At 64.3% G+C, this 20,122-nt stretch carries 27 protein-coding genes; 6 read left to right on the forward strand and 21 right to left on the reverse strand.

The genetic code is table 11. From position 1 onward, the window contains the following. Positions 1-95: 95 nt before the first annotated feature. From LRX76_RS00760 to LRX76_RS00775, 4 genes are read right to left on the reverse strand one after another with little or no spacing between them, the layout of a single operon-like run. Entirely contained in the window at positions 96-395 is a 300-nt protein-coding gene (locus LRX76_RS00760; RefSeq protein WP_231800674.1) for a hypothetical protein, read from the reverse strand. Further along, the gene (locus LRX76_RS00765; protein WP_231800676.1) at positions 392-673 is read right to left on the reverse strand and encodes a hypothetical protein; all 282 of its coding nucleotides are present in this window, start codon (positions 671-673) and stop codon (positions 392-394) included. The genes LRX76_RS00760 and LRX76_RS00765 overlap by 4 nt, the downstream gene beginning before the upstream one ends. Continuing rightward, the gene (locus LRX76_RS00770) at positions 661-1,020 is read right to left on the reverse strand and encodes a hypothetical protein (protein ID WP_231800678.1); all 360 of its coding nucleotides are present in this window, start codon (positions 1,018-1,020) and stop codon (positions 661-663) included. Before LRX76_RS00770 ends, LRX76_RS00765 begins: the two co-directional genes overlap by 13 nt. A gap of 10 nt (positions 1,021-1,030) precedes the next feature. Continuing rightward, on the reverse strand, positions 1,031-1,261 hold the full coding sequence (locus LRX76_RS00775) for a hypothetical protein (RefSeq protein ID WP_231800680.1): 231 nt from the start codon (positions 1,259-1,261) through the stop codon (positions 1,031-1,033). Between the two features lie 73 nt (positions 1,262-1,334). Here LRX76_RS00775 and LRX76_RS00780 point away from each other — a divergent pair, with 73 nt between their 5' ends. The 6 genes from LRX76_RS00780 to LRX76_RS00805 all read left to right on the forward strand — a co-directional run bounded on the left by LRX76_RS00780 (position 1,335) and on the right by LRX76_RS00805 (position 5,728). Beyond that, positions 1,335-1,703, forward strand: coding sequence for a helix-turn-helix transcriptional regulator (locus tag LRX76_RS00780; protein WP_231800682.1), 369 nt, complete (start codon positions 1,335-1,337; stop codon positions 1,701-1,703). 44 nt (positions 1,704-1,747) lie between these two features. Further along, a complete protein-coding gene (locus tag LRX76_RS00785) occupies positions 1,748-2,464 on the forward strand; it encodes a hypothetical protein (RefSeq protein WP_231800684.1) in 717 nt (238 codons plus the stop codon). A gap of 75 nt (positions 2,465-2,539) precedes the next feature. Further along, positions 2,540-3,163, forward strand: coding sequence for a BRCT domain-containing protein (locus LRX76_RS00790; RefSeq protein ID WP_231800686.1), 624 nt, complete (start codon positions 2,540-2,542; stop codon positions 3,161-3,163). Positions 3,164-3,342: 179 nt separating this feature from the next. Next, positions 3,343-4,146: a hypothetical protein gene (locus LRX76_RS00795; protein WP_231800689.1), complete on the forward strand. Its 804-nt coding sequence runs from the start codon at positions 3,343-3,345 to the stop codon at positions 4,144-4,146. A gap of 80 nt (positions 4,147-4,226) precedes the next feature. After that, entirely contained in the window at positions 4,227-5,201 is a 975-nt protein-coding gene (locus LRX76_RS00800) for a hypothetical protein (RefSeq protein WP_231800694.1), read from the forward strand. Beyond that, on the forward strand, positions 5,198-5,728 hold the full coding sequence (locus LRX76_RS00805) for a hypothetical protein (RefSeq protein ID WP_231800696.1): 531 nt from the start codon (positions 5,198-5,200) through the stop codon (positions 5,726-5,728). The genes LRX76_RS00800 and LRX76_RS00805 overlap by 4 nt, the downstream gene beginning before the upstream one ends. A 34-nt stretch (positions 5,729-5,762) precedes the next feature. On the opposite strand, the gene LRX76_RS00810 is transcribed toward LRX76_RS00805, so the two are convergent. The 17 genes from LRX76_RS00810 to LRX76_RS00890 all read right to left on the reverse strand — a co-directional run bounded on the left by LRX76_RS00810 (position 5,763) and on the right by LRX76_RS00890 (position 20,120). Next, complete coding sequence (locus LRX76_RS00810; protein ID WP_231800697.1) at positions 5,763-6,758, reverse strand: phage late control D family protein; 996 nt, start codon at positions 6,756-6,758, stop codon at positions 5,763-5,765. After that, positions 6,755-7,165: a phage tail protein gene (locus tag LRX76_RS00815; RefSeq protein ID WP_231800700.1), complete on the reverse strand. Its 411-nt coding sequence runs from the start codon at positions 7,163-7,165 to the stop codon at positions 6,755-6,757. Before LRX76_RS00815 ends, LRX76_RS00810 begins: the two co-directional genes overlap by 4 nt. Positions 7,166-7,175: 10 nt before the next feature. Further along, on the reverse strand, positions 7,176-9,890 hold the full coding sequence (locus tag LRX76_RS00820) for a phage tail tape measure protein (protein ID WP_231800706.1): 2,715 nt from the start codon (positions 9,888-9,890) through the stop codon (positions 7,176-7,178). Then, positions 9,887-10,003, reverse strand: a complete 117-nt coding sequence (locus LRX76_RS00825; RefSeq protein ID WP_231800707.1) for a GpE family phage tail protein — start codon at positions 10,001-10,003, stop codon at positions 9,887-9,889. Before LRX76_RS00825 ends, LRX76_RS00820 begins: the two co-directional genes overlap by 4 nt. A 14-nt stretch (positions 10,004-10,017) precedes the next feature. Next, positions 10,018-10,386, reverse strand: coding sequence for a phage tail assembly protein (locus LRX76_RS00830; RefSeq protein ID WP_231800708.1), 369 nt, complete (start codon positions 10,384-10,386; stop codon positions 10,018-10,020). A 147-nt stretch (positions 10,387-10,533) separates the two neighbouring features. After that, entirely contained in the window at positions 10,534-11,043 is a 510-nt protein-coding gene (locus tag LRX76_RS00835; protein WP_231800709.1) for a phage major tail tube protein, read from the reverse strand. A gap of 40 nt (positions 11,044-11,083) precedes the next feature. Further along, positions 11,084-12,271, reverse strand: coding sequence for a phage tail sheath subtilisin-like domain-containing protein (locus LRX76_RS00840; protein WP_231800713.1), 1,188 nt, complete (start codon positions 12,269-12,271; stop codon positions 11,084-11,086). Positions 12,272-12,281: 10 nt separating this feature from the next. After that, positions 12,282-12,635 carry a GPW/gp25 family protein gene (locus LRX76_RS00845; RefSeq protein WP_231800726.1) on the reverse strand — a complete coding sequence of 118 codons (354 nt, stop codon included), beginning with the start codon at positions 12,633-12,635 and terminating at the stop codon, positions 12,282-12,284. Continuing rightward, positions 12,632-13,204 carry a phage baseplate assembly protein V gene (locus tag LRX76_RS00850; protein ID WP_231800732.1) on the reverse strand — a complete coding sequence of 191 codons (573 nt, stop codon included), beginning with the start codon at positions 13,202-13,204 and terminating at the stop codon, positions 12,632-12,634. Before LRX76_RS00850 ends, LRX76_RS00845 begins: the two co-directional genes overlap by 4 nt. 66 nt (positions 13,205-13,270) lie before the next feature. Beyond that, on the reverse strand, positions 13,271-13,492 hold the full coding sequence (locus LRX76_RS00855) for a hypothetical protein (RefSeq protein ID WP_231800734.1): 222 nt from the start codon (positions 13,490-13,492) through the stop codon (positions 13,271-13,273). 1 nt (position 13,493) lies between these two features. Then, entirely contained in the window at positions 13,494-14,954 is a 1,461-nt protein-coding gene (locus LRX76_RS00860) for a phage tail protein (protein WP_231800736.1), read from the reverse strand. 2 nt (positions 14,955-14,956) lie between these two features. Next, on the reverse strand, positions 14,957-17,149 hold the full coding sequence (locus LRX76_RS00865; RefSeq protein ID WP_231800738.1) for a sialate O-acetylesterase: 2,193 nt from the start codon (positions 17,147-17,149) through the stop codon (positions 14,957-14,959). Continuing rightward, positions 17,146-17,799: a phage tail protein I gene (locus LRX76_RS00870; protein ID WP_231800740.1), complete on the reverse strand. Its 654-nt coding sequence runs from the start codon at positions 17,797-17,799 to the stop codon at positions 17,146-17,148. The genes LRX76_RS00865 and LRX76_RS00870 overlap by 4 nt, the downstream gene beginning before the upstream one ends. Next, positions 17,792-18,685, reverse strand: coding sequence for a baseplate J/gp47 family protein (locus LRX76_RS00875; protein WP_231800751.1), 894 nt, complete (start codon positions 18,683-18,685; stop codon positions 17,792-17,794). Before LRX76_RS00875 ends, LRX76_RS00870 begins: the two co-directional genes overlap by 8 nt. 60 nt (positions 18,686-18,745) lie before the next feature. After that, on the reverse strand, positions 18,746-19,198 hold the full coding sequence (locus tag LRX76_RS00880) for a phage virion morphogenesis protein (RefSeq protein WP_231800753.1): 453 nt from the start codon (positions 19,196-19,198) through the stop codon (positions 18,746-18,748). Continuing rightward, complete coding sequence (locus tag LRX76_RS00885; protein WP_231800755.1) at positions 19,195-19,596, reverse strand: phage tail protein; 402 nt, start codon at positions 19,594-19,596, stop codon at positions 19,195-19,197. The genes LRX76_RS00880 and LRX76_RS00885 overlap by 4 nt, the downstream gene beginning before the upstream one ends. Beyond that, positions 19,593-20,120 (reverse strand): hypothetical protein, encoded by a 528-nt coding sequence (locus LRX76_RS00890; protein WP_231800757.1) that lies wholly within the window; start codon positions 20,118-20,120, stop codon positions 19,593-19,595. Before LRX76_RS00890 ends, LRX76_RS00885 begins: the two co-directional genes overlap by 4 nt. Positions 20,121-20,122: the final 2 nt, after the last annotated feature.

Below are 20,122 nucleotides of genomic sequence, written 5' to 3' on the forward strand. Positions count from 1 at the left end.
TGGTTCTCTCCGAACCGGGAAGCGATCGGGCCTCGGGCAGGCGTTGGCGCGCCTGCCGCCGGGGACAACTGCGTTGAAACGGGTGGAGCGGGACATCAGGCACGGCCCCGCTGGGTTTTCTGGCGTGTGCCGCCCTTGAGCCGCTTGTCGCGTGTGGCCGAGGTGCGCCGCCGGTAGCGCTGCTCATCGGCGGCCAGGGCCTCGCCTACGCTGCCGGGCGGCTGGATCACCTCCACCATGCCGCCGGCGGCCAGGAAGGCCTCCACGTCGCTAGCCACGGCCTGCGCCTCGCGTGCCTTCTCCTGCGGCGCCACGTAGCTGCCGCCGCCGCTGTCGCGTACCAGCCGCGGTATCTGCGCGGTGTCCCAGTTGCCGGAGTGGGTCATGCTGCTCATGCCGCCAGCTCCCGCGCCACGCGGCCACAGTTGTACAGCTCGATGCCGGCGTCCGTGGGGTAGATGCAGATCAGGCCGCTGGACAGCAGGCCACGCCGCAGCAACGGCTCGATGGACGCGCGGTAGCTGTATTCGCCCTGCCCTTCCTTGGCGTTCCAGTTCCATCCCATGTACCGGCCGGCACGCGGGTCGAACCGCAACCCATCGCAGAGCACGGCGGTGCGCAGGCAGCGCTGCTGTTCGGCCGGCAGGCCGGCCAGTTCGATCACGGATTGCATGGTTCCCCCTCGGATCCGGTGGCCGGCGCCGGCGGCGCGGCATCGGCGGATGGCTCGAACAGGTCGGCCTGCGCATCGACGTGCTGGGCGCGCCACGCCGCCTGCGCCTGGTTGCGCACGTAGGCCGGCGTAGGCGGCAGCTCGCTGGCCGCCGCCTCGGGCACCCCGCTGGGGCTGGCGATATGCGTCAGCTCGCTGACGCCGGCATAGCTGGCGCTGCACAGCGGGTTCTCGCACACGTAGACGTCGTGGCGCAGGAACTGGTGGCTCAGGTAGCTGTTGCGTTTCTTCAGCGCGCAGCCGCAGGCCTCGCACCGGAAGACGACTCGCTTGCGTCCGTCGTTCATCGCCCTGCCCTCACGCCCGCTCTTCGGCGCGCAGCACGCCGGGGGTGATCTCCTTCCCAATGGTCTGGGAAAGCTCCCTGAGGATCCGGTAGCTCAAGCGGCCGCGCGGCAGCTCAGCGGCGCCGGCGTAGCGGCTGATCACCTGCGTGACCATGCGCGGCTCGTAGCCGCGCTCCCTCGCCCACTGCCGATAGCTCAGGCCTTTCTCCATCAGCCGGGCGCGAACCTGTTGCTTCTTCATGATTACCCCTCGGGTTAATCTGTACCCATTGGGGTCGCACTATGGGTAGTCTTCTACTCGTTGTCAACTACTCATGAGTAAAAAAATGGACATAGGGCAAAGACTGGCTGAGGAACGCGCACGGCTGGGCATGAATCAGGATCAGTTCGCTACGGCTGCTGGCCTCAAGTCGCGGAAAACGCTGTATTCCTACGAGTCCGGTGAAAGATCACCAGACACCGCTGCTTTGGCAGCTTGGGCGGCGCTTGGTGTTGATGTGCTCTACATCATCACGGGGCAACGGGCCGGGGAGGTCGGCCTTAGTCCGCGCGAGGAAGCCCTGCTAGCCAACTACCGAGCCAGCGATACAGCTGGGAAGACCGCACTGGACTCGGCAAGCACTGCGCTGGCGGAATCGGGGAAGCAACAGGTAGCGCTTTCAGCGCGTAAAAAAGCGGGTTAATCTGTTCTTATTGGGTACACAGGCAACGATTCAGGGGGAAAACTATGGAAGGTTTTTTTGGGCTGGCCGCCTTCGTGTTCGCGTGGGTGGTCATGGCGCACCTCGGGAAGAAAAAGAACTGGGGCGGCCTGAAGTGGCACGGCCTCGGGTTCGTTGCAGCGCTGGTGGCGCTTGGCATCGTGGGCGCGGTGCTTGCGCCGCCAAGCAATCCGGCACAACCAACTCCCGCCACCCAAGCTACGGACGAAGCTGCGGACCCTGTAGATGTCCGGCCTCAGGGCGCCGACGACAAGGCGCTGAAGAAACTCGACGATCGCCTTGTTTCGGTCGATCACATGCCAATGGCGACACCGCCACGATTGGTGCTGACCCTAAAGGGTGATGGCTGGGACGAAGCGGCGGTATTCCAGAACTTCGCCATGGATGCTCGGCGGCTTTTGACGAAGATGGGCGAGCGGAAGCTATTGCCTGCTGATGAGGACATCACCTTCATTCTTCGCGTCGGGACTGTCGGCGGTGATGGCCGGGATGCCGAACAGAACATCGTGCATTTGACGCTTCCGGCCACAGCGGCAACCCAAGTCGCGGGGACAGACAACAAGAACGCCGAATCGGAATTGCTGCGCCATGCTCGCGCCGAATTCAATGGCCGCATGGGCCGCGAGGTGGTGACAGCGTTCTGCAACTCGGATCGGTCACAAATGGTCGTGCCTGCGGCCACGTTCTGCCAGCAGGCACTGGGACGCGACGGCGCAGGTTAATCATGCTGCGCCCGATCTGTCTCCAATGCGAATACTTCGACCATCGAGGTCGGGACAACACGGAAGGGGGATTGTATGTTTTTCCGTAGCGACAACGGGGCCGCACCGGCACCAGGGATCACGCACGGTCGTCGCAAGGATCGAACGACGGATGAGCTGATCGGCCTTGTGCGTGGTCTGCTGGCAGACGGCATGGTGGTACAGCAGGAAGCGCAATTCCTCGCCCGCTGGCTGGAAGACAAACGCGAATTCCTTGGAAGCTATCCGTTCGACATTCTGTACTCCCGCCTCTCCGACGCGCTGGTCGATGGCGTCCTGGACGAAGACGAATCCAATGACCTGGCGGACCTGTTTCTCAGGCTTTCCAGTAACGAAAACGCCACCGTAGAAGCAGTTGTTGCGGGCAAGGCCTCCAGCTCGCTGCCCATCACAAGGCCGGAACCAGTCATCGTTTTCCCGGAACAGGTGTTCGTCGTGACGGGTGTATTCGACTTCGGTAACCGCAAACAGGTCACCGCCTGCATCCAGGAGCGTGGTGGCCGTGTTAGCAGTTCGATCAGTGGCCTCACCAACTACCTGGTGGTGGGCAATCAAGGCTCCGATGACTGGATGCACTCATCCTTCGGCCGGAAGATCGAGGCCGCGATCGATCACGGCGTACACGTGGTCATCGAAAGCCACTGGCATGCCCATCTGTAAGAAAACAGGCAACGACTGCGACCGCGGCGCTCAACGCCTTGCCCCGGCGCAGGCCAGTGGCAGCGACGGCGCCTGCCCCTGCAGTAGCGGCAAGCTCTGCACCGGCCCGCGCGGCGGCCGGTATTGCTTCACGCCCGGGGGTAAAAAGAGCTATAAGCCACGCAACTGAGAATATAACAATGGGAAGTAAAAAAAAGCGAAATAAAAACAAGAAGAAAGAGCGAATTGAATACATTCAGTGGACGACCAGGGGCGAGGTCACATCGATAGAAGTTTCCTTTGATCCGGCAACGGGGAAAGTTACAAGCCCACAGGCTGATAAACACACCATGCGCTCTGAGATTTCTTATGAAAGGGATTCGGGGAAAAACAAAGTTCTGGCATCTGTTCCCGCTATAAATGGAGCATCAGTTTTCGACGCGTGGGAGCAGCTGGTATCGCAAGCGACTCACATAATAGCAGTAGACACAAATAGTAGAGATGTCAATGGGCGAAAAATAAGCGTCACATTCGCATGCCGAACTGCAAAGATGCTTCCGCCAGCGCCGGAATACTCCGTGGCATTTGTCCCACTATGCTGCTATGTAATATTCGATGTGACTGATGGCGTAAATCCTGAGCGTATTGGATGGCATCTCACCCTTAAAAATCATATAAACATTGAAAAGCTTGGGGACGGTCAAAGTCTCGGGATTATAGTCGATAGCGAACTTGGAAAGCTTCAAGATTTAAATAAGCGAGCTGCCGGGTACTACCAGGACATTTTATTGCCCGAAAAGTCCTTCATGACATACGCCTCTGACGCAGCGATGGAAAATCCTGCATCGGTAATGATTAAATACTGCCATGATAGTGCCAACAAAGTTTTTGACAGGATGATCAATGATTTTATGAATATCGAGATTCCAAATAATGGGAATTCAGATTATCGAGGGCATGTAAGGGTAAAGATAAATGTCATGCCGCCATCGCGGAACCGATAGACTCAGAATTCGCCATGCGGAATGATGTCATATAATTAATTTCTTATATGGTCCGCTCCATTTCAAGCAAGGAAAGTTCAGTGAATCGAACAACAAAAACCATCTGGTACAAACGAGTGACCATCCAGGGCCATAAAACGACACTACGCACTCTGCTGGCATCAGCCCTGAACGATCGACCATTAGCTGGTGAGCGCCTAATGAATATGGCTAATGATGCAGAGAATATTGGCATCAACCTTTATCAGACACAAGAAGACTTGTTATTTGGTCAGTTCATTTGCTTTCTTCCCGGAATGCGTCAGCCTGTCATGACGCTTGAAAATGGAAAGACGGCATTTGACCTCGCAACTATTGCAGCAGAAACAACCGACGACGGCAAAAAGAGGGAATTCCTTGAGTCTATTGGGTACTTTGGAATAGTAGACAATCACTTAATGCTGGTTCAGACGAAGGCTCTTTCTTCGCGTGAGTTTGAGGATTACCTGACATGGTTGCTTACGAATGCGACAACAACGCTTGCGAAGGGGACAATGCTTACATTGGATGATCCTGCAGCAACAAAAGCAAGAAAGACTGCAGCTCAAAAGAACATTCGCGGTGTAACCATAGGCACTCAGCTACAGGCAGTCGCAGCCCCTGAGATAGTGAAGGGGGATGCTGTCAGCAAGTACGAACTGAAAGGCGGTGCTTTTGACGCTCTGCGAAGCCTGCTAGGAGCTGAAATCTTCGACAAGCTATCCCTTGAAGAATCGCTTGAAGAGGACAATATCGAACTGCAACTGACTGTTCGTGTTAAAGGACGACGTGTAGCCAGTGATGATGGTCAGAAGTTCTTGCGGGCAGTTGGGAGAGCAACGCGTCACATAGATCCACGTGACTACGCCATTGAACTTGAACGTAATGGCGAACTGAAGGGTTCTGACTTGAAGCTGCATCGAACTGTTGGTGTTGCAACGCATCAACAGGGAGGATTGATTGACGAAACCGCGATGATGGCGCATATGATTGCTTGGCTTAAAGAATTGAACGAGAAGGGCTACATAGATCCGTGAGGAAGTTCCTCAACATCGCTATTGTGGTGTTGCTCTACGCGGCGGGCGCACTCGCCGCGCGATTTATGCTGCACGGTGAGTATTCAGCGGTTGCATCCGACATAACGCGATGGCTTTGGGGGTTGGGCGTCCTGATAATAGGAACGCTAAGCCAGTTGCTTTGGAAGGTCCATGAGGCGAAGCGTGTTGAAGGCCTTAGCGTCGAGCAGCGCGCTAGGGTTCGTCACGTTGCGGGGTTGATTGGACTGCGCATTTACTTGCTAATGGCCATTGTTTTTCTGGCATCCGTAATTGGCTTTATATCTAACTTTGTGGCCGTTCCGGTTGCGGCCAAGTATATGGCTCAAGCATCGCTAGGCTCCATGCTCGCATCAGCTGTTCTTTGGCTGACATGGGTACATATGGCCCAGCGTGACATTCAACGATTTGAAGATAAAGCACGGGAAGAGCTAGCGCAGCAGAAAGCTGCAGATGCTCTTGCCGAAAGACTAAAGAAAAGCCTGAAACCACCTAAAACTGATTCTTAGCCAGATGGCCGGTATTAGGTCTGCCATTTTCAAATTACAGCACCCGCTCCATCTCCAGCGCAGTAGTGAACCCACCATCGCCGCTGATGCCATGCGTGGCCTGCACGATCAGCCAGGCCTGCCCGTCGATCTCCGGCTTGAAGCCGCTCACCGTCACCTGCTGCTCCGGGTACAGGTCGGCGCGGCCCAGTGCCAGCTGGTAGATGAACTTGGCGGCGCCGCGCTGCAGTTGCTGCCACTTCGATCGCGCCTGCTGCCGCGCCATCGCCTCGCTCTTGAAGGTTTCGCGCACGGTGAAGGCGTTGTCGTCGCTGCCCACCAGCACCTGCTTGCGCTTCGCGCGCTTGCGGTCGTTCCAGAAGCATTTGCAGCCGCTGTACTCGTTGCGATCCTCCACGCTGTAGCGGTGGCGGTCGCCATCGGCGCGGGTGATGCGCGCCTGCGGCAGCGCCGTGCCGCCGGGCGTGGTGCCGCTGCCCACCGGGGCGAACAGCAGCGTGCCGGCCTTGACGGTGGCCACGGCGTCGTAGCGCTGGCCCAGGCGGGTCAGCAGGGCCACGTCGCTCTCGTTGACCTGGTCCAGGTGGTCGATGGCGATGCTGGCCAACGCCGCGGCGATGCTGGCCTTCAACCCGTGCTCGCCGGCCAGGTTGCGCAGCACCGCGCCCAGCGTGCTGGCGTGCCAGCTGCGCTCGCGCCGGCTGCGCATCTGCCGGGTCAGGTCGGTGCTGCGCGCGCGGATGGTGATGATGTCCGGCGCGCCGGCATGCTCCACCTCATCCACGCGGAAGGTGCCCTTGTTGACCAGGCCGGCGCCCTGCCAGCCGATGGCCACGCTCAAGGTCACGCCGCGCTTGGGCAGGGCCATGCGGCCGTCGTGGTCGTGGATCACCAGGTCGAGCTGGTCGGCCTCGCCGCCGCGGCACTCGGTGAGGGTCAGGTCGATCAGGCGCGGGGCGATGCGCGCGGTCAGGTCCTGGCCGTCCAGCACCACCTTCCAGGCCGGCACCGGGTAGTCCGTGGCGCTCATGCGCCGGTCACCGCCGCTTCGGCCAGGGCATCGTCCGGCACGCGCCGCAGCGACAGCTGGAACTCGATGCGCCGCGGCGTGCCGTCCTGGTAGAACAGGCTCTGGGTCTGGTTGATCGACAGGATGACGTAGGCGCCGAACACGTTGCCGGTGCCGTCCACCAGGGCATACGGGCGGCCGGCGTCGGCCATGTCGCGCAGCACGTCCAGCGACACCAGGGTGCCGGTCAGCTCCGGCGCCAGCAGGCCGCTCATCTCGATGCTTTCCTCGCCGGGGCCGAGGAACTGGCTGGCGGCGCGCGCGCCCACGCGCTCGGTGGCGGCGTGCCGCCATTGCATCTGCCGCTGCAGCTGCTGGTACACCAGCGTGGGCAGGGAGAAAACGAAGGTGCCCAGGCACATCATCATCGTGGTGGTCTCAGTCGTGGTCGGTCAGCGCCGAGCGGTTGCGCGCAGCCTTGGCCGCCTCCCGGCGATCCAGCTCCATCGCCACCGCTCGGGCAATGGCCTGCGGATCCATGCCCGGCGCGGCATGGATGTGGATCTCGTAGTGGTTGCCGGCCGGCGCGGCCGCGGCGGCGCGCGGTGCGGCCGCTATCGGCGTGCGGGTATCCATGGCCGCCGCCGGCGACGCCAGTGCGCCCGCGGCGAGCGCCGTGCCGGCGTTGCGGGTCAGTCCCTTGGCCAGGCCCGCCACGGCCGCCAGCGGCCCGCCCTGCCCCGCCTGCAGGCCGCGCGCCAGCCCCTGCATGGTGTAGCTGCCCAACTGCGCGAACACGCGCGACGGGCTGTGGATGCCGAGTACGGATTTGAAGCTATCGCGCAGCGAGGCCCCGATGTTTGTGACCAGCTTCTTGGCGGCGGTCCAGCGCTCGGAAATTCCGTCGATCAGGCCGGACACCAGGTCGATGCCGACCTGCCGCAGCTGCAGCGGCCATTTCACGAAGACGGTCATCAGCATGCCGACCAGGCCGGCGACCAGCCGTATCCCGCCCGCGATAGAGCTGCCCAGCACCGCGCCGAACGCCTGGCCGTTGCGCGTTGCGCCGGCCAGCTGCTCGTTGGTGGCCTTGAACGGCGTCAGCAGCCGCTGGATCCAGCCCCACACGGCGGCCGCGGCATCGCCGAGCTGCGCCCACAGCGGCGCCAGCGGTGCGAAGGCACTCTTCAGCTCGGCCAGGGCCGGCGCGATGGCCGCGACGATGCCCTGCCAGACGCCGATCATGAACGCCTTGATCGGCTCCCAGTACTTCCACACCAGGGCCGCAACCACCGCGATGGCCGCGCCGATGGCCAGCACCGGCCAGCTGATACCGCCCAGCACGGCCAGCAGCGCCCGGCCGGCGTTCAACATCATCGGGAACACGCGGCCGGCCAGCTGCAGGCCTCGACCGATCAGCGCGCCGAACCCCTGTCCGCCGGACAGCAGTGCCACCACGTTCATGATGTTGCCGATGGCCATGGCCGCCAGCCCGCCGACGGCCAGCAGGCCGCCCAGCACGGTCACCAGTGCGGCGCCGGCGATGGCCGAGAGCACCAGCACGCGGGTGAGCTTGGGATGTTCGCGCACCCAGCCGATGACCCTCTGCACCAGGCCGCCCACGGTGGCGGCGAGGTTCTTGGTATCGGCCAGCAGGGTTTCGCCGAGGGAGGCGGCCAGCGCGAGCGCCGTGTTCTTGGCCAGTTGCATGGCGTTGGCCGAGGTCGCCACGCGGCTGGCGTACTCGGCCGACATGCTACCGGCATAGCGCTGCTGGTCGGTCACCTTGGCGAAGTTCTCCTGCAGCAGCTCCAGGTTGGTCAGCAACGGGGCGATGGCGCCGATGGATTCGCGGCCGAACAGCTGGGTCATGGTCGCGGCCTGCTGCTCCTTCGGCAGCTTGCGTAGCTGCTCGAGCACGTACACGATCGAGCCGCCGGCATCCTTCTGCATGCGCTTGGCCATGTCCACCGCATCGATGCCCAGCGCCTCGAACGCCGCGCGTTGCTTCTTGGTGGCGGCATCACCCGAGGACAGCGTGAGCAGTAGGTTCTTGATGCCGGTGGCCGACACCTCGGACTCGATGCCCATGCCGGCGACGGTGCTGGCCATGGCCGCCAGCGGCCCGGACTGCAGGCCGGCCACGTCGCCCAGTGCACCGATGCGGTTCACCACCGCGCTGATCTTCTGCACGCTGGCCGGGCCGGTGTTGCCCAGGTAGTTGATCTTGTCGGCCAGCTCCACCACCGCGCCCTGCCCCATGCGGAAGGCGGTGCGCCAGGTGGCCATGGTCTGGCCGGCGTCCTCGGCGGTGGTGTCGAAGGCCACGCCCATCTTGGCTGCGTCCTCGGCGAAGCGCAGCAGCTCCTTGCGTGGGATGTTGGCCTGGCCGGCGGCGGCGACGATCTGGGCGATGCCCTCCTGCGTCATCGGCAGGCGCATCGACAGGTCCTGTATGTCGCGGCCCATCTGCTTGAACTGCTCCGGCGTGTCGAAGTCCACCACCTTGCGCACGTCGGCCATCGCCGACTCGAACTGCACCGCCTCGGCAACCGGCAGCGCGGCAGCGCGCAGCGCCCGCTGGCCCGCGAAGGCCATGCCGGCACCGTATGCCGCTGCGCTCATGCCGGCGCTCTGCATCGACCTGGCACGGCGCTGGGCCTCGGCCAGGTTCTTCAGGCGCTGGCGCTGCTGCTCGATCGCCGCATTGGCCTGTGTGACCTCGCCGCGCAGCCGGCGCTCATGCGTGCCCAGGTTGGCGGTGCTGATGCCGGCCTCGGCCATGCGGTTGCGCAGCACCTGCAGCTGCTGGGCCTGCTGCTGGTGCTTGTCCTTCATCAGCCCGGCTACGCGCTGGGCGTCGCGGAACTGGTTGGTCAGCTTCTTGCTGGGCGTCTCGGCCGCGGCGAGCTGCTGCGCCAGCTCGCGCACCTTGGCCCGCTGCGCGTCCAGCGCGGCGCTGGACTGGCGCAGGGCATCGTGCTGGGTGCGGAAGGCGCCGATGTCGCGCTGCTGGGCTTCCAGCTTCTTCAGCGCGCTGTACTGCTCGCGCAGCGCGGAAGACACGCCCTTGCTGCCGGACAGGATCTTCTTCAGCGGCCCGGTGGCCTTGTCGATGGCGGCCAGCACCACCTGCAGGCGAAGGTCATTCACGTATCAACTCCACTGCGGCGCCGGGCGCGCTCGCGCCAGGTCATCAGTTCGGCCACGGACCAGTGCGCCATCTCGGTCGGCGGCCAGTGGAAGATGGCCGCCACGTCGGCCATCGCTTCCTCGACGGTCAGAGGGAGGCCTTCGCCTCCTTCGAGACGAAAAAAGCCGCCACCTCTGTCCCCACCTTCAGCAGGTCGGCCGGATCAAGCTGGTCCACGTCGGCGGTGGTCAGCGTGGGGCTGCTGATGCGCGGCAGCAGGGTCCGCAGCGCCAGCACGTCCATCTGGATGACGTCGAACAGCTTCAGGCCACGCAGGCTGCCGGCATCGGGCTTGCGCAGGGTGAGGCTTTCGATGGTCTGCTCGCCGCGGCGGATGGGCTTGTCCAGCGGCACGATGGCGCTGTTGGTGTCGCCGGCGATCAGCTGGCCGGTGGTGGCCGGGCTGTTGACCGTGTCGGTGGCGGTTGCCGGGGTGGTGGTTTCGGTCTTGCTCATGGCGGTGTCTCCAGGGGTTGGGGTTGGTCCGTCACGCACCGCCTTGCCCTCGGTGTGTTCCGGTGCGGCCTTCCGCCTTCAGTCCCGGGCCGAGGAGGTTCGCCCTGGCAAGGTCGGCGCCGCAGGCCGCGGCGGTGCTGCTCGGGCCTACGCGCCGATGGCGTTGCGGATGGCCGCCATGACGTCGGTGCCGGCGTAGATCTCGACCATGTTGATCAGGTCGATCTCGACCACGGTGGCGCCGTTGACGGTGATCTTGTAGTAGCTGCATTGGGTGGTGACGGTGAACTCGGTGTCCTCGCCGGCGGCGGCGTCGCCGAACTCGATCTCGCTGTGGCGGCCGCGCACGACCACTTCCACCGCGTCCACGGCGCCGGTGTCGTCGCGCTGGTAGGCGCCGGCGAAGCGCACCTGCACGCCGTCGTGCGCCACGGCGCCGTACTGGTTGAGGATGGCCTGCATGAAGCCGCCATAGACGGCCTTGAACTCGATGGGCTCCTGGCCGAAGTCGGCCTTCACCGGGCCGGACATGCCGCCGCCGCGCCAGTTCTCCATGGTGCGGGTGAGCGTGGGCAGGGTGATCGTCTTGGCCTGGCCGATGTAGCTCTCGCCGTTGACGAAGACGTTGAAGTTTTTCAGTTTGCGGGGCAGCGCCATCGCGGCATCTCCGAAGTGGTGGGATCAGGGTGGAAGGCGATCAGCCGGTGCTGCCGGTCACGCGGGCGGCGAAGTCGGCGAAGTAGCTGTCGGTGATGCGCTGGTTGAGGCCGAGCTGCTCGATCGGCGGCACGGGCGTGTAGTCGTAGTCGATCTTCAGCTGGCCGGCCGACAGGCCGGTCACCGGGTTGTTGGCTTCGTCGTACCAGCAGCTGGCGCCGATCAGGTAGCCCTGGTTGACCAGGCTGCGCAGCTTGGCGTTGATGCTCTCGACGATGTCCTTGACGATCGACGGGTGCAGCGGCTTGTCCACGAAGGTGGCCACGCCCTCGGCGATGGTGTCGGCGATGATCTGGCCGCTGCGGGTGGCGCTCTCGAAGGCGAACAGCGCGTCGTCGCTGCAGGTGCGGCTGCCCCAGAAGCGATAGCCGTTCATGTTGACCAGGGTGGTCACGTCGGCCGCGTTGAGCACGCCGGCGTCGCTGTTGGGGTTTTGCAGGTCGAAGGACACGTCCTTGCTGATGCCGGTGACGCCGTTGACCGCCACGTTGGACAGGGTCTTGTGCCAGCCCTGCTCCTGGTCGATCCTGGCGCGCAGGCCCAGCGCCCGGGCCACCGCGGATACTGCGATGGCGGCGTTGGCGGTGGTGTCCCAGGCCACGAACTCCGGCCAGATCAGCATCAGCTCGCGGGCACCGAAGTTCTCCCGGTACAGCACCACCTCGGACACGTCGGCGCAGTCCCAGGCGTAGGCGTAGGCCATCGCCCGCAGCTTCTGCGCCACGGTGACCAGCGCGGTGGCCACCGCCTGGTTGTCCAGGCCCGGCGCGCCGATGATGCGCGGCTTCACGCCCAACTGCGCCTGCGCGGCCAGCAGCGCCTGCAGGCCGGTCTTTCTGCCGTCGGTGTCGGTGCCGATGACGTTGCTGGTGGTGGTGGCCGCGGCGTCCTCGCCGACGCCCTCCTCCACCCGCACCACCACGGCCACCGGGCTGGCCTGGTCGGCGATGCCCTGCAGCGCCTGGCGCAGGGTGCCGCTGGTGCCGGCATCGGCGATGGCCGTGGCCACGTCGGTGATCAGCACCGGGGTGTTGAGCGGGAATGTGGCCGCAACGGCATCGGCCGCGGTGGCGACCAGGCCGATGATGGCAGTGGAAACGGTGCGGATGGTACGGGTGCCGGTGTTGACCTCGGTGACCAGTACGCCGTGGTGGTAGATGTCGGGCATGGCGCGGCTCCTAGCGGAAATTGAGGGGGACGGTGATGCGCGTGAACTCGCTGGCCGGCGGTACGTCGGTGCGGTTGCCTTCGATGGTCACGGCGAACTGGCCGGCGGCGGCGCCGGCGGCGATGGAAAGGCGGGTGATGCGCAGGCGCTGCTCCCAGCGCATCAGCGCGCCGGCGATGGCGCCGTAGATGCGGGTGACGGTGGCGCCGTTGAACGGCTGGTCGATAAGCTCGGGCAGCAGCGAGCCGTAGTCGCGCCGCATCACCCGGGTGCCGATGGGGGTGGTGAGGATGTCGGCGATGGACTGCGCCAGGTGCGCGGTGCCTTCCAGCGCCTGGCCGGTGGTGGCCGACATGCCCCTCACTGCGGCGCCCCGGAAAGACCGCTGCCGGGCGTGACGCCGGTGGTCTTGTGGTTCACCAGGCTGATGCCGGCGCCGATCACGTCGGTCTGCGCGGTCACGGTGGCGCTGCAAGCGACGTCGCCGTTGAGTGTGCTGTCGCCGTTGACGGTCAGCGGGCCGTTGATGGTGACGCCGGCGGCGGCGGTGATGGTCGCGCTGCCGCCGGGCGGCAACGTGGCGTTGAGCAGGTGCGCCTCCGCGTCGTACTCGACCACCGCGCCATCGGAGAAGCGCACCTGGTGCAGGCCGGCGGCGGCGGCCGGCGCCGGCACCGCATCGGAGTACAACCCACGCAGCACGATGCCGGCTTCCGCCTCACCTTCGGCGCACAGCACCAGCACCTGCTCGCCGACGCTCGGCGGCGACCACTCGACGCGGCCGGCGCCGGCGTGCGGCACCAGCCACGGCAGCCAGTCGGTCAGCACGTCGCCGCTTTCGACGCGCACGCGCGCGGCGCCCAGATCGACGGCCGAAATGGTGCCGATGCGGATCAGGTTGGAGACGCGGCGTGGCAGGTCGGAATCGCGCATGCCTGCATCGTGGAAGCATGCGCGGCCTGGATCACCCGGCGCGGCATGTAGGCCGCACGGCTACCGTCACGATCCGGCCGACGTGCTCTTGCGCGGCGCGGTGGCCAGCGTCCAGGCCGCGCCGTTCCAGCGCGGCACCCGACCGGCAGGGACATCGGCCGGGGGCGGCGTATCGATCGCGCCGGCCGGCAGCAGCCAGGTGCCGGGCTGCATCGGCGATTCCTCGGCCTCCAGCGTGCCGGCCAGCAGTCCCGCCGCGTCGATAAGGTAGACGGTGCGCGTGGTCATGTCAGTACTTGATGCAGGCCAATAGCGCGTAGTTCACCGGGCGGGTCTCGGTGCCGCCTGTTGCGCTGGTGTCGAACGTGTGGCTGTGCGCGCCATCGGTCGAGGTCTGCCACCCGTAGTTGTCGTAGTCGATGCCTCCCCTGCTGCCGGCGTTGCGATTGCCGGGGCGATGGGCGCTGGTGCCGAAGGGGGCTGCGGCGACGTACTTGGCCTCCTCGCCGTAGCTCGAATCGTGGCTGTGCGCACCGGCACTCGATGTCGCGCCGCTATGGCTGTGCGAGCGGATCTCGTCGCCCTGGCGCGCGCCCAGCGCCCGGGCCGGATCCAGGCCGCGGCCGTCGTCCAGGAAGCGCGGGAAGGCGCCGCGCAGGTCAGGCAGGAAGAACGATCCGGCGGCCGGCGCGGAACCCTGCGGCGTCCAGGCGTCGCCGATGGCCGCGTACAGGTCGGGATAGGCGGTCTTGGCCACTTGCGCGCCGTTGCACTTCAGCCAGCCGGTCGGCGCATTGGCGCCACCGAACATGCCGATCATGCCGGCGGGCGCCATCTGCCGGGTCTCGGCGCGGCTGAAAATGCCCAGGTTCTGGCGAGCGGCGCCCTTGTCCGGCACGTCGGCCAGGTTGGCGCTGCGCTCCAGCGGGTTCGGCAGGTTACCGGCGGGTTCGTTCTGCGCGGCGATCAGCCGGGTGCCGGCGGCGTAGGCCTGGCCGAGGATGAGGCGCGTGGGCAGGTCTTCGTCGGGCTGCCACTCGTCAGCGGCGGTGCCGCGGGCGATACGTTCGCCGTCGATGTAGACCGCCAGGCCCAGCACCGTCGTCGTGGTCAGGTCCACCACGGTCTGCCCGGCGGCCAGGGTCTGCCGTTCCTCGATCGCGCTGACCAGCACGTTCACCTCGCCGGCATCACCCCACTCGATGTCGCCATCGGCGTTGCTGCGCTTGCGCGCCACCTGCCCGGTGGTGCCGCCCGGCAGCACCACCTCGGCGGTCACCGAGTTCAGTACCCACGCGCGCGAGGCGACCACCGTGTTCGGATCAAGCTGCACCGTGACGTTGCCCGCGTTGGCGACGGCGAACGCCATGCGATAGATGCCATCGCCGATGGCGCCCTCACTGGCCAGCGGCTGGTAGCTGTCCGGGGTGTTGGCGAGGGCGAACAGGCCGCCATCCGCGTCGAAGATGCCGATCTCGCGGATGACGAAGCCGCCGGCGCTGGCCGGCACGATGCCCTCGGCGTAGTACAGCAGCGGGTCTTCCGGATCCTGGTACACGCGATTGATCGACGTGCGGAACCGCTCGCGCACCAGACCGGTGGCGACATCGTCGAAATCCTCGGGATCGATCGGGTTGCCGTTGCCATCGCCGAAGGCCATCTCGGCAATTGCGACCGACGCGCCGCCCAGGCGGGCGGCGTTGAGGCGTTGCAGGCCGTAGCGGGTGTGGAGGGTGCGGTAGGTGGCCATTGTCAATCCTCAACCCCCAACGGACGTACGCCGAGCGCACACCCAAAGGCAGCGTTGCCCGCAAGGGTGCCAATCTCTTCATAAGCCTGAATCATGTAATGAAATGTATCCATCATCAGCCCTCGTGCAGCAAAATACTTAGCACCGGTGTGAATGAGGAACACCCCATTTTCTGTTAGGGCAAGGCTGTTCTGCGCTGCACGGATTGCTGCATATTCTGCCGTGTCCCCGGTATCTTTCGTGCCGATCCTAGTCATAAGGAACGGCGTCTTCGTGCCAATCACGGAATCAACGCGACCTTTGAGATTTTTAAATAGGGAAATGTAGTTCTCGGCACTAACAGCATTGTCGGCATCGGTTTCCCCCTGCTGCATATAAACACAGCAACCGATGATGGGTAGATTCAATGCGGCAGCCCGGGCAAGAGCGTTCGCAAGATCGGTTTGAGCCTGCGTCCAGCTCCTACCAGCACTTGCCCAGCTGGATACCAGCGAACTTCCCCCTTCGGCACTATTGACGATGATCGTGCCAATTCTGCTACTCGACAGCCGGCGGATTTCACCGGCAAACGCCGGACCCCATGAGCCCCGTCCCCCACCAGAAACCGCAGTCGAATCATTGCCAGTTGGATCTGCGAGCAGCTCTAAACTCGTTGTGCTGCGTACATACTTGTAGGCCTGCCCCGGATTGAATTCGATTGAAGATTTATCAATCGCGCGACCAGAGGTATTCGACTGGCCGATAGCCCACACAAGGATATAGCCAGTAATTTCTTTAAGATCACCTGAGGTCTTCGAATCAGACGTGCCAACGACACTCCGAACAATGTCCGGTAAAGTTGAATCCCTGTCGAGTTTGACGAAATCAAATCCGATCTGGAGCGTGACGGCACCATTGCCGGGAGGAGAGGCATCGGTAAAAGAAACCGGATCGGAAGCGTTACTGCCGGAGTCGTAATAGCCGTTCGCGGGGTCACGTTCGGGGTCGGTGCCATCATTGACGTGACGCAAAATGCCACTCGGACTGTAGAAGCCGATGTACTGCCCTGCTTCGACAGGAAAATACTCAGGCACCGGAATTTCGTTGAGACCAGAAACCAGCGCAATCGTGATCGACGCGCCCACCCGGGTAAAAACATCACCATTCTTGTTGAAACGATGCACCTTCATCTCGCCAGCAGCGCTCGCGTAGACGCGAATCGCAGTAAGTACCCCATCCGAAGATAACGGTACCGAGAGAACCCAAGTCCGAATTGGGTTTTGAGTAGTACCAACAGTCGGCTCCAATTGCTTCCCAATCGTCTGGCTGCCGCTGATAGCGAGATTTACCGCGATGTTTTTAGCAGCCAGAAGAACATCTCCACTGATGAAATCAAAGCCGACCTGGAGCGTGACGGTACCATTGCCGGGAGGAGAGGCATCGGTAAAAGAAACCGGATCGGAAGCGTTACTGCCGGAGTCGTAATAGCCGTTCGCGGGGTCACGTTCGGGGTCGGTGCCATCATTGACGTGACGCAAAATGCCACTCGGACTGTAGAAGCCGATGTACTGCCCTGCTTCGACAGGAAAATACTCAGGCACCGGAATTTCGTTGAGACCAGAAACCAGCGCAATCGTGATCGACGCGCCCACCCGGGTAAAAACATCACCATTCTTGTTGAAACGATGCACCTTCATCTCGCCAGCAGCGCTCGCGTAGACGCGAATCGCAGTAAGTACCCCATCCGAAGATAACGGTACCGAGAGAACCCAAGTCCGAATTGGGTTTTGAGTAGTACCAACAGTCGGCTCCAATTGCTTCCCAATCGTCTGGCTGCCGCTTATTTCCTTCAGTTGAGCCAAATCCTCGCTTATCGACGCCAAACTATAGGACCTCACCCACTTCCATCCTGCCGGCGCCGCACTCCACACGTAACTGCCGCTATTCGGTGTAGCTTCCGAAAATGTCACTGGATCAGTGTGCGTTCCGGCATCACTCCATACCTGCGCTCCCTTGCCGACTTCGCCAACGACATCGTTCAATTCCGCCCACGTCTCAAATGTAAAGTCGGCATGCGCCAAGCTGCCTATGGCATTGGCGTAGCTTTTCACCAGCCCGCCCTTGGTCTGCACGATATCCGCAGGGCCGCCATGCACGATCCGGTGCGCAAGATCGCTGTCGGCAATGAACTGATCGACTTTGTTGTTCAGGGTCATGGGGTGGCCTGTTCCTGCTGGGGCATGGTGGTGTGGATGTGGAGATGCAAGCGGTCAACGGCCGCCGCGGTTATGTCTTCGCCGTTCTCGATGCCTTCCAGCAGCAGCGAGATGTCGGAGTAGCGCGCACGCACCTGACGGTCGTGCCCATGCGCCGTGACGCTGGCGACGGCGGCCTGCGAGTAGCTGGTCACGCCGGGCACCAGCTCGGTCAGGTGCGAGCGCAGGTTCTTGTTGGCCTCGATCGCGGCCAGCAGCCGCTGGATGTCGGTCTGGGTCAGCGGTGTGGCGATGGAGTTGACCAGGGCGCGGAAAGTATAGGGAGCGCCCTGCGGCGACTGCCGGTGCCACTCCTCGAACTCGACCGGCACGCCGATGGCCGCGGCGGCATCGCGCAAGGCCGCGACGGTGCCCTTGCGCCGATGGATCAGCAGCGACTGCATCACCGACCATCGCTTGACGTACGCCGGGCTGGCGGCATCCCAGGCATCGACGCTGTAGCCCCAGGCGAGCCAGGGAAGCATGGACTCCGGGCACTGCTCCGGATCGACCGTTGCGCGCACGGGCACCGGCACGTCCGACAGCCGCGCCAGCGTGTTGGCGATTGCCGTTTCCTGCGGCGTGGCGTTGGGCGGCAGCAGGCTAGGCATCGTCGATCGACACCACGGTCAGGTGGATGCCGGTGCAGCGCGATGCCTCGCCCTCCAGGATGTCCAGGTTGGCCGCCGGCTGTTGCAGGTTGACGCGGGCCACGCCCTCCTGGTGCAGCGCCTTGTAGACCGCGGACAGGCTGACTGCCTGGCCCAAGCGGGAATTGTCGTCGGCATACGCCTGCGCGGCCTGCTGCGCGGCCGTGGACACCACGCCGGCGTCCGGCCCGGAGTAGATCACCAGCTCGGCCCGGATCTCGTACTCGACGATCGCCGCGCTCAGGACCGTGACGTTGTCGGTGAGCGGGCGCACATCCTCGGCGTTGAGCACTGCCGCCACGCTGGCGATCAGGTCTTCGCTGGCCGCGCCGTTGCCCTCGCGCGACAGCACGTACACCGAGACATATCCCGGCTGCGGGCTGGTCGCCGCGACATCCAGCACCCGCGCATCCGCGGCCAGGCCGTGGGAGATGTAGGCGCCTTCCGGACCGGCCACGCTGAAGCCCTCCGGTGCCATCTGGATGCGGCGGCGGAAGTCGTCGTCGCTCTCCATCGTGGCCGCGATGCCCTGGCTATTGTCGCCCGGCTCTATCTCGATGCGGGCCACGCCATAGAACGCTCCCAGGTGGTCCAGCATCGAGCCGGCGGCTGTGGCCAGCAGGACGGAGCGGATCTTGTCGTTGATCTCCTGGCGCAGCAGCATCTCGCGGTAGGTCGCTAACTGCAGGATCTTGTAGGCCGGGTCGGACTCGACCAAGGCGTCGAAGGTGGGATCGAGCGTGCGCAGCTGGGCCAGGACTTTGGCAAACAGCACCTCGAAGTCGATCTCTTCCACCGCGCTGGGCGCGGGGAGGCGGGAAAGATCGACGGCCGTGAAGCTGCTCATGTCGCAAGGTTCCGAGATCCCGCGCACGCGCGAAACGCGCGGCCCGTGTATCGGCTGCGCTTACACGCCGGCCAGGTGTTCCATGATCTGGTCGGCGATGCGCCGCTCGTCGGCGTCGGTGAACCCCAGCAACTGGCGGCGCTCGTAGCGCACGCGCGGGCCGCCCGGGCGCACGGCGTCCATCCGGCCCTCCTGGTGTACGCCGGCGATGCGGGCGACGCGGCCGAAGAAGCCGACGCTCACGTCGCCTGCGCTGGCGCGGATCTTGAAGTGCTTGGCCTGGCGCAGCTTCTGGAACATCTTGCGGCGCTTGATGCGGCCGTTCTTGTCGCGGACCTGCCGGCGTGCCGGATAGGCGCTGCCATCGGGCGCACGCTGCCGGCCGATGCGTTGAGCCTGTGTGCGGCGCAGCTCGCGGCCGATGGCCATGGCCAGCTGGCGCCGCTGGCTGGGCTGCAGGCGGCGCAGAAGCGGCTCCACCCACCCTTCCAGCCGGCTCAGATCGTCGCTCATGCGTGCGGCGGTTCCTCGACGTGGGTGATGACGGTATCCGGGCCGGTGCCGGCCACGGCCACGCTCTCGGTCAGCGGCAGCTTGATGTCCAGGTCCACCTTGTCGTTGGCCAGCACGTCCACCTCAAAGGTGATCTTGTCGTGGTTGCCGTAGTTCTCCAGCAGATCCACCTGATGCACGCGCACCCAGTCCAGCAGCGGCAGCATGATGCTGTCCGGGTGGCCGGCGAAGTCGGTGACGATCAGGTTCAGCGTGTAGCGATACTCGAACGACCGGCCCGGCGCCGAGGTGCCGGCCAGGGTGCCCTGGTCGATGAACACCAGCATGCGGTCTGGATCGCGGGCCAGCTCCGGCACCGCGGCGGCAAGCGCTGCACGCAGGCTGCCGAGCTTGTTCATGGCGTCGCCTGCGTTGCCGGGATCTCGCTGCCCACCCACTCCTGCAGGCTGGTCAGCTGCTCGCGGATGGCGTTGCAGGTTTCGTAGTTGCCGGCGACGGTGTCGGCGACGGCAGAGAGCGCAACGCCGGCGGCGGGCGCATCAGGATCTCCGGGGGGCGGTTGCGGGGCGCGGCCTGCGGCGGCGGCGTCGTGGATGCGCACGAAGCCAACAGTGACAGGGCAAGCAGCATCGGCAGCAGGCGTGACATAGACGGGGATCTCCTTGGCGATGACGCGGGCGGCCTCGCGCACGACCTGCACGCGATCCACATACTGGGTGATGATGGCCGGCTGCTGCTGAGCGGCCTGGAGCGCGGCCTGCACACCGGCCAGTTCGTTCTGCACCGCCCCCAGGTCGGCTTTGGCCTTCGTGGCAGCGGCCTGCGCCGTGGACACGCGGTGTTCCTGCCACCACGCGCCGCCGCCGATGGCGGCCAGCAGCACCAGCAGGACGATGAGGGCGATCAGGCGTGGCGATGGCATGG

Source organism: Stenotrophomonas sp. MMGLT7, assembly GCF_021168555.1.
Classification (GTDB): Bacteria; Pseudomonadota; Gammaproteobacteria; order Xanthomonadales; family Xanthomonadaceae; genus MMGLT7.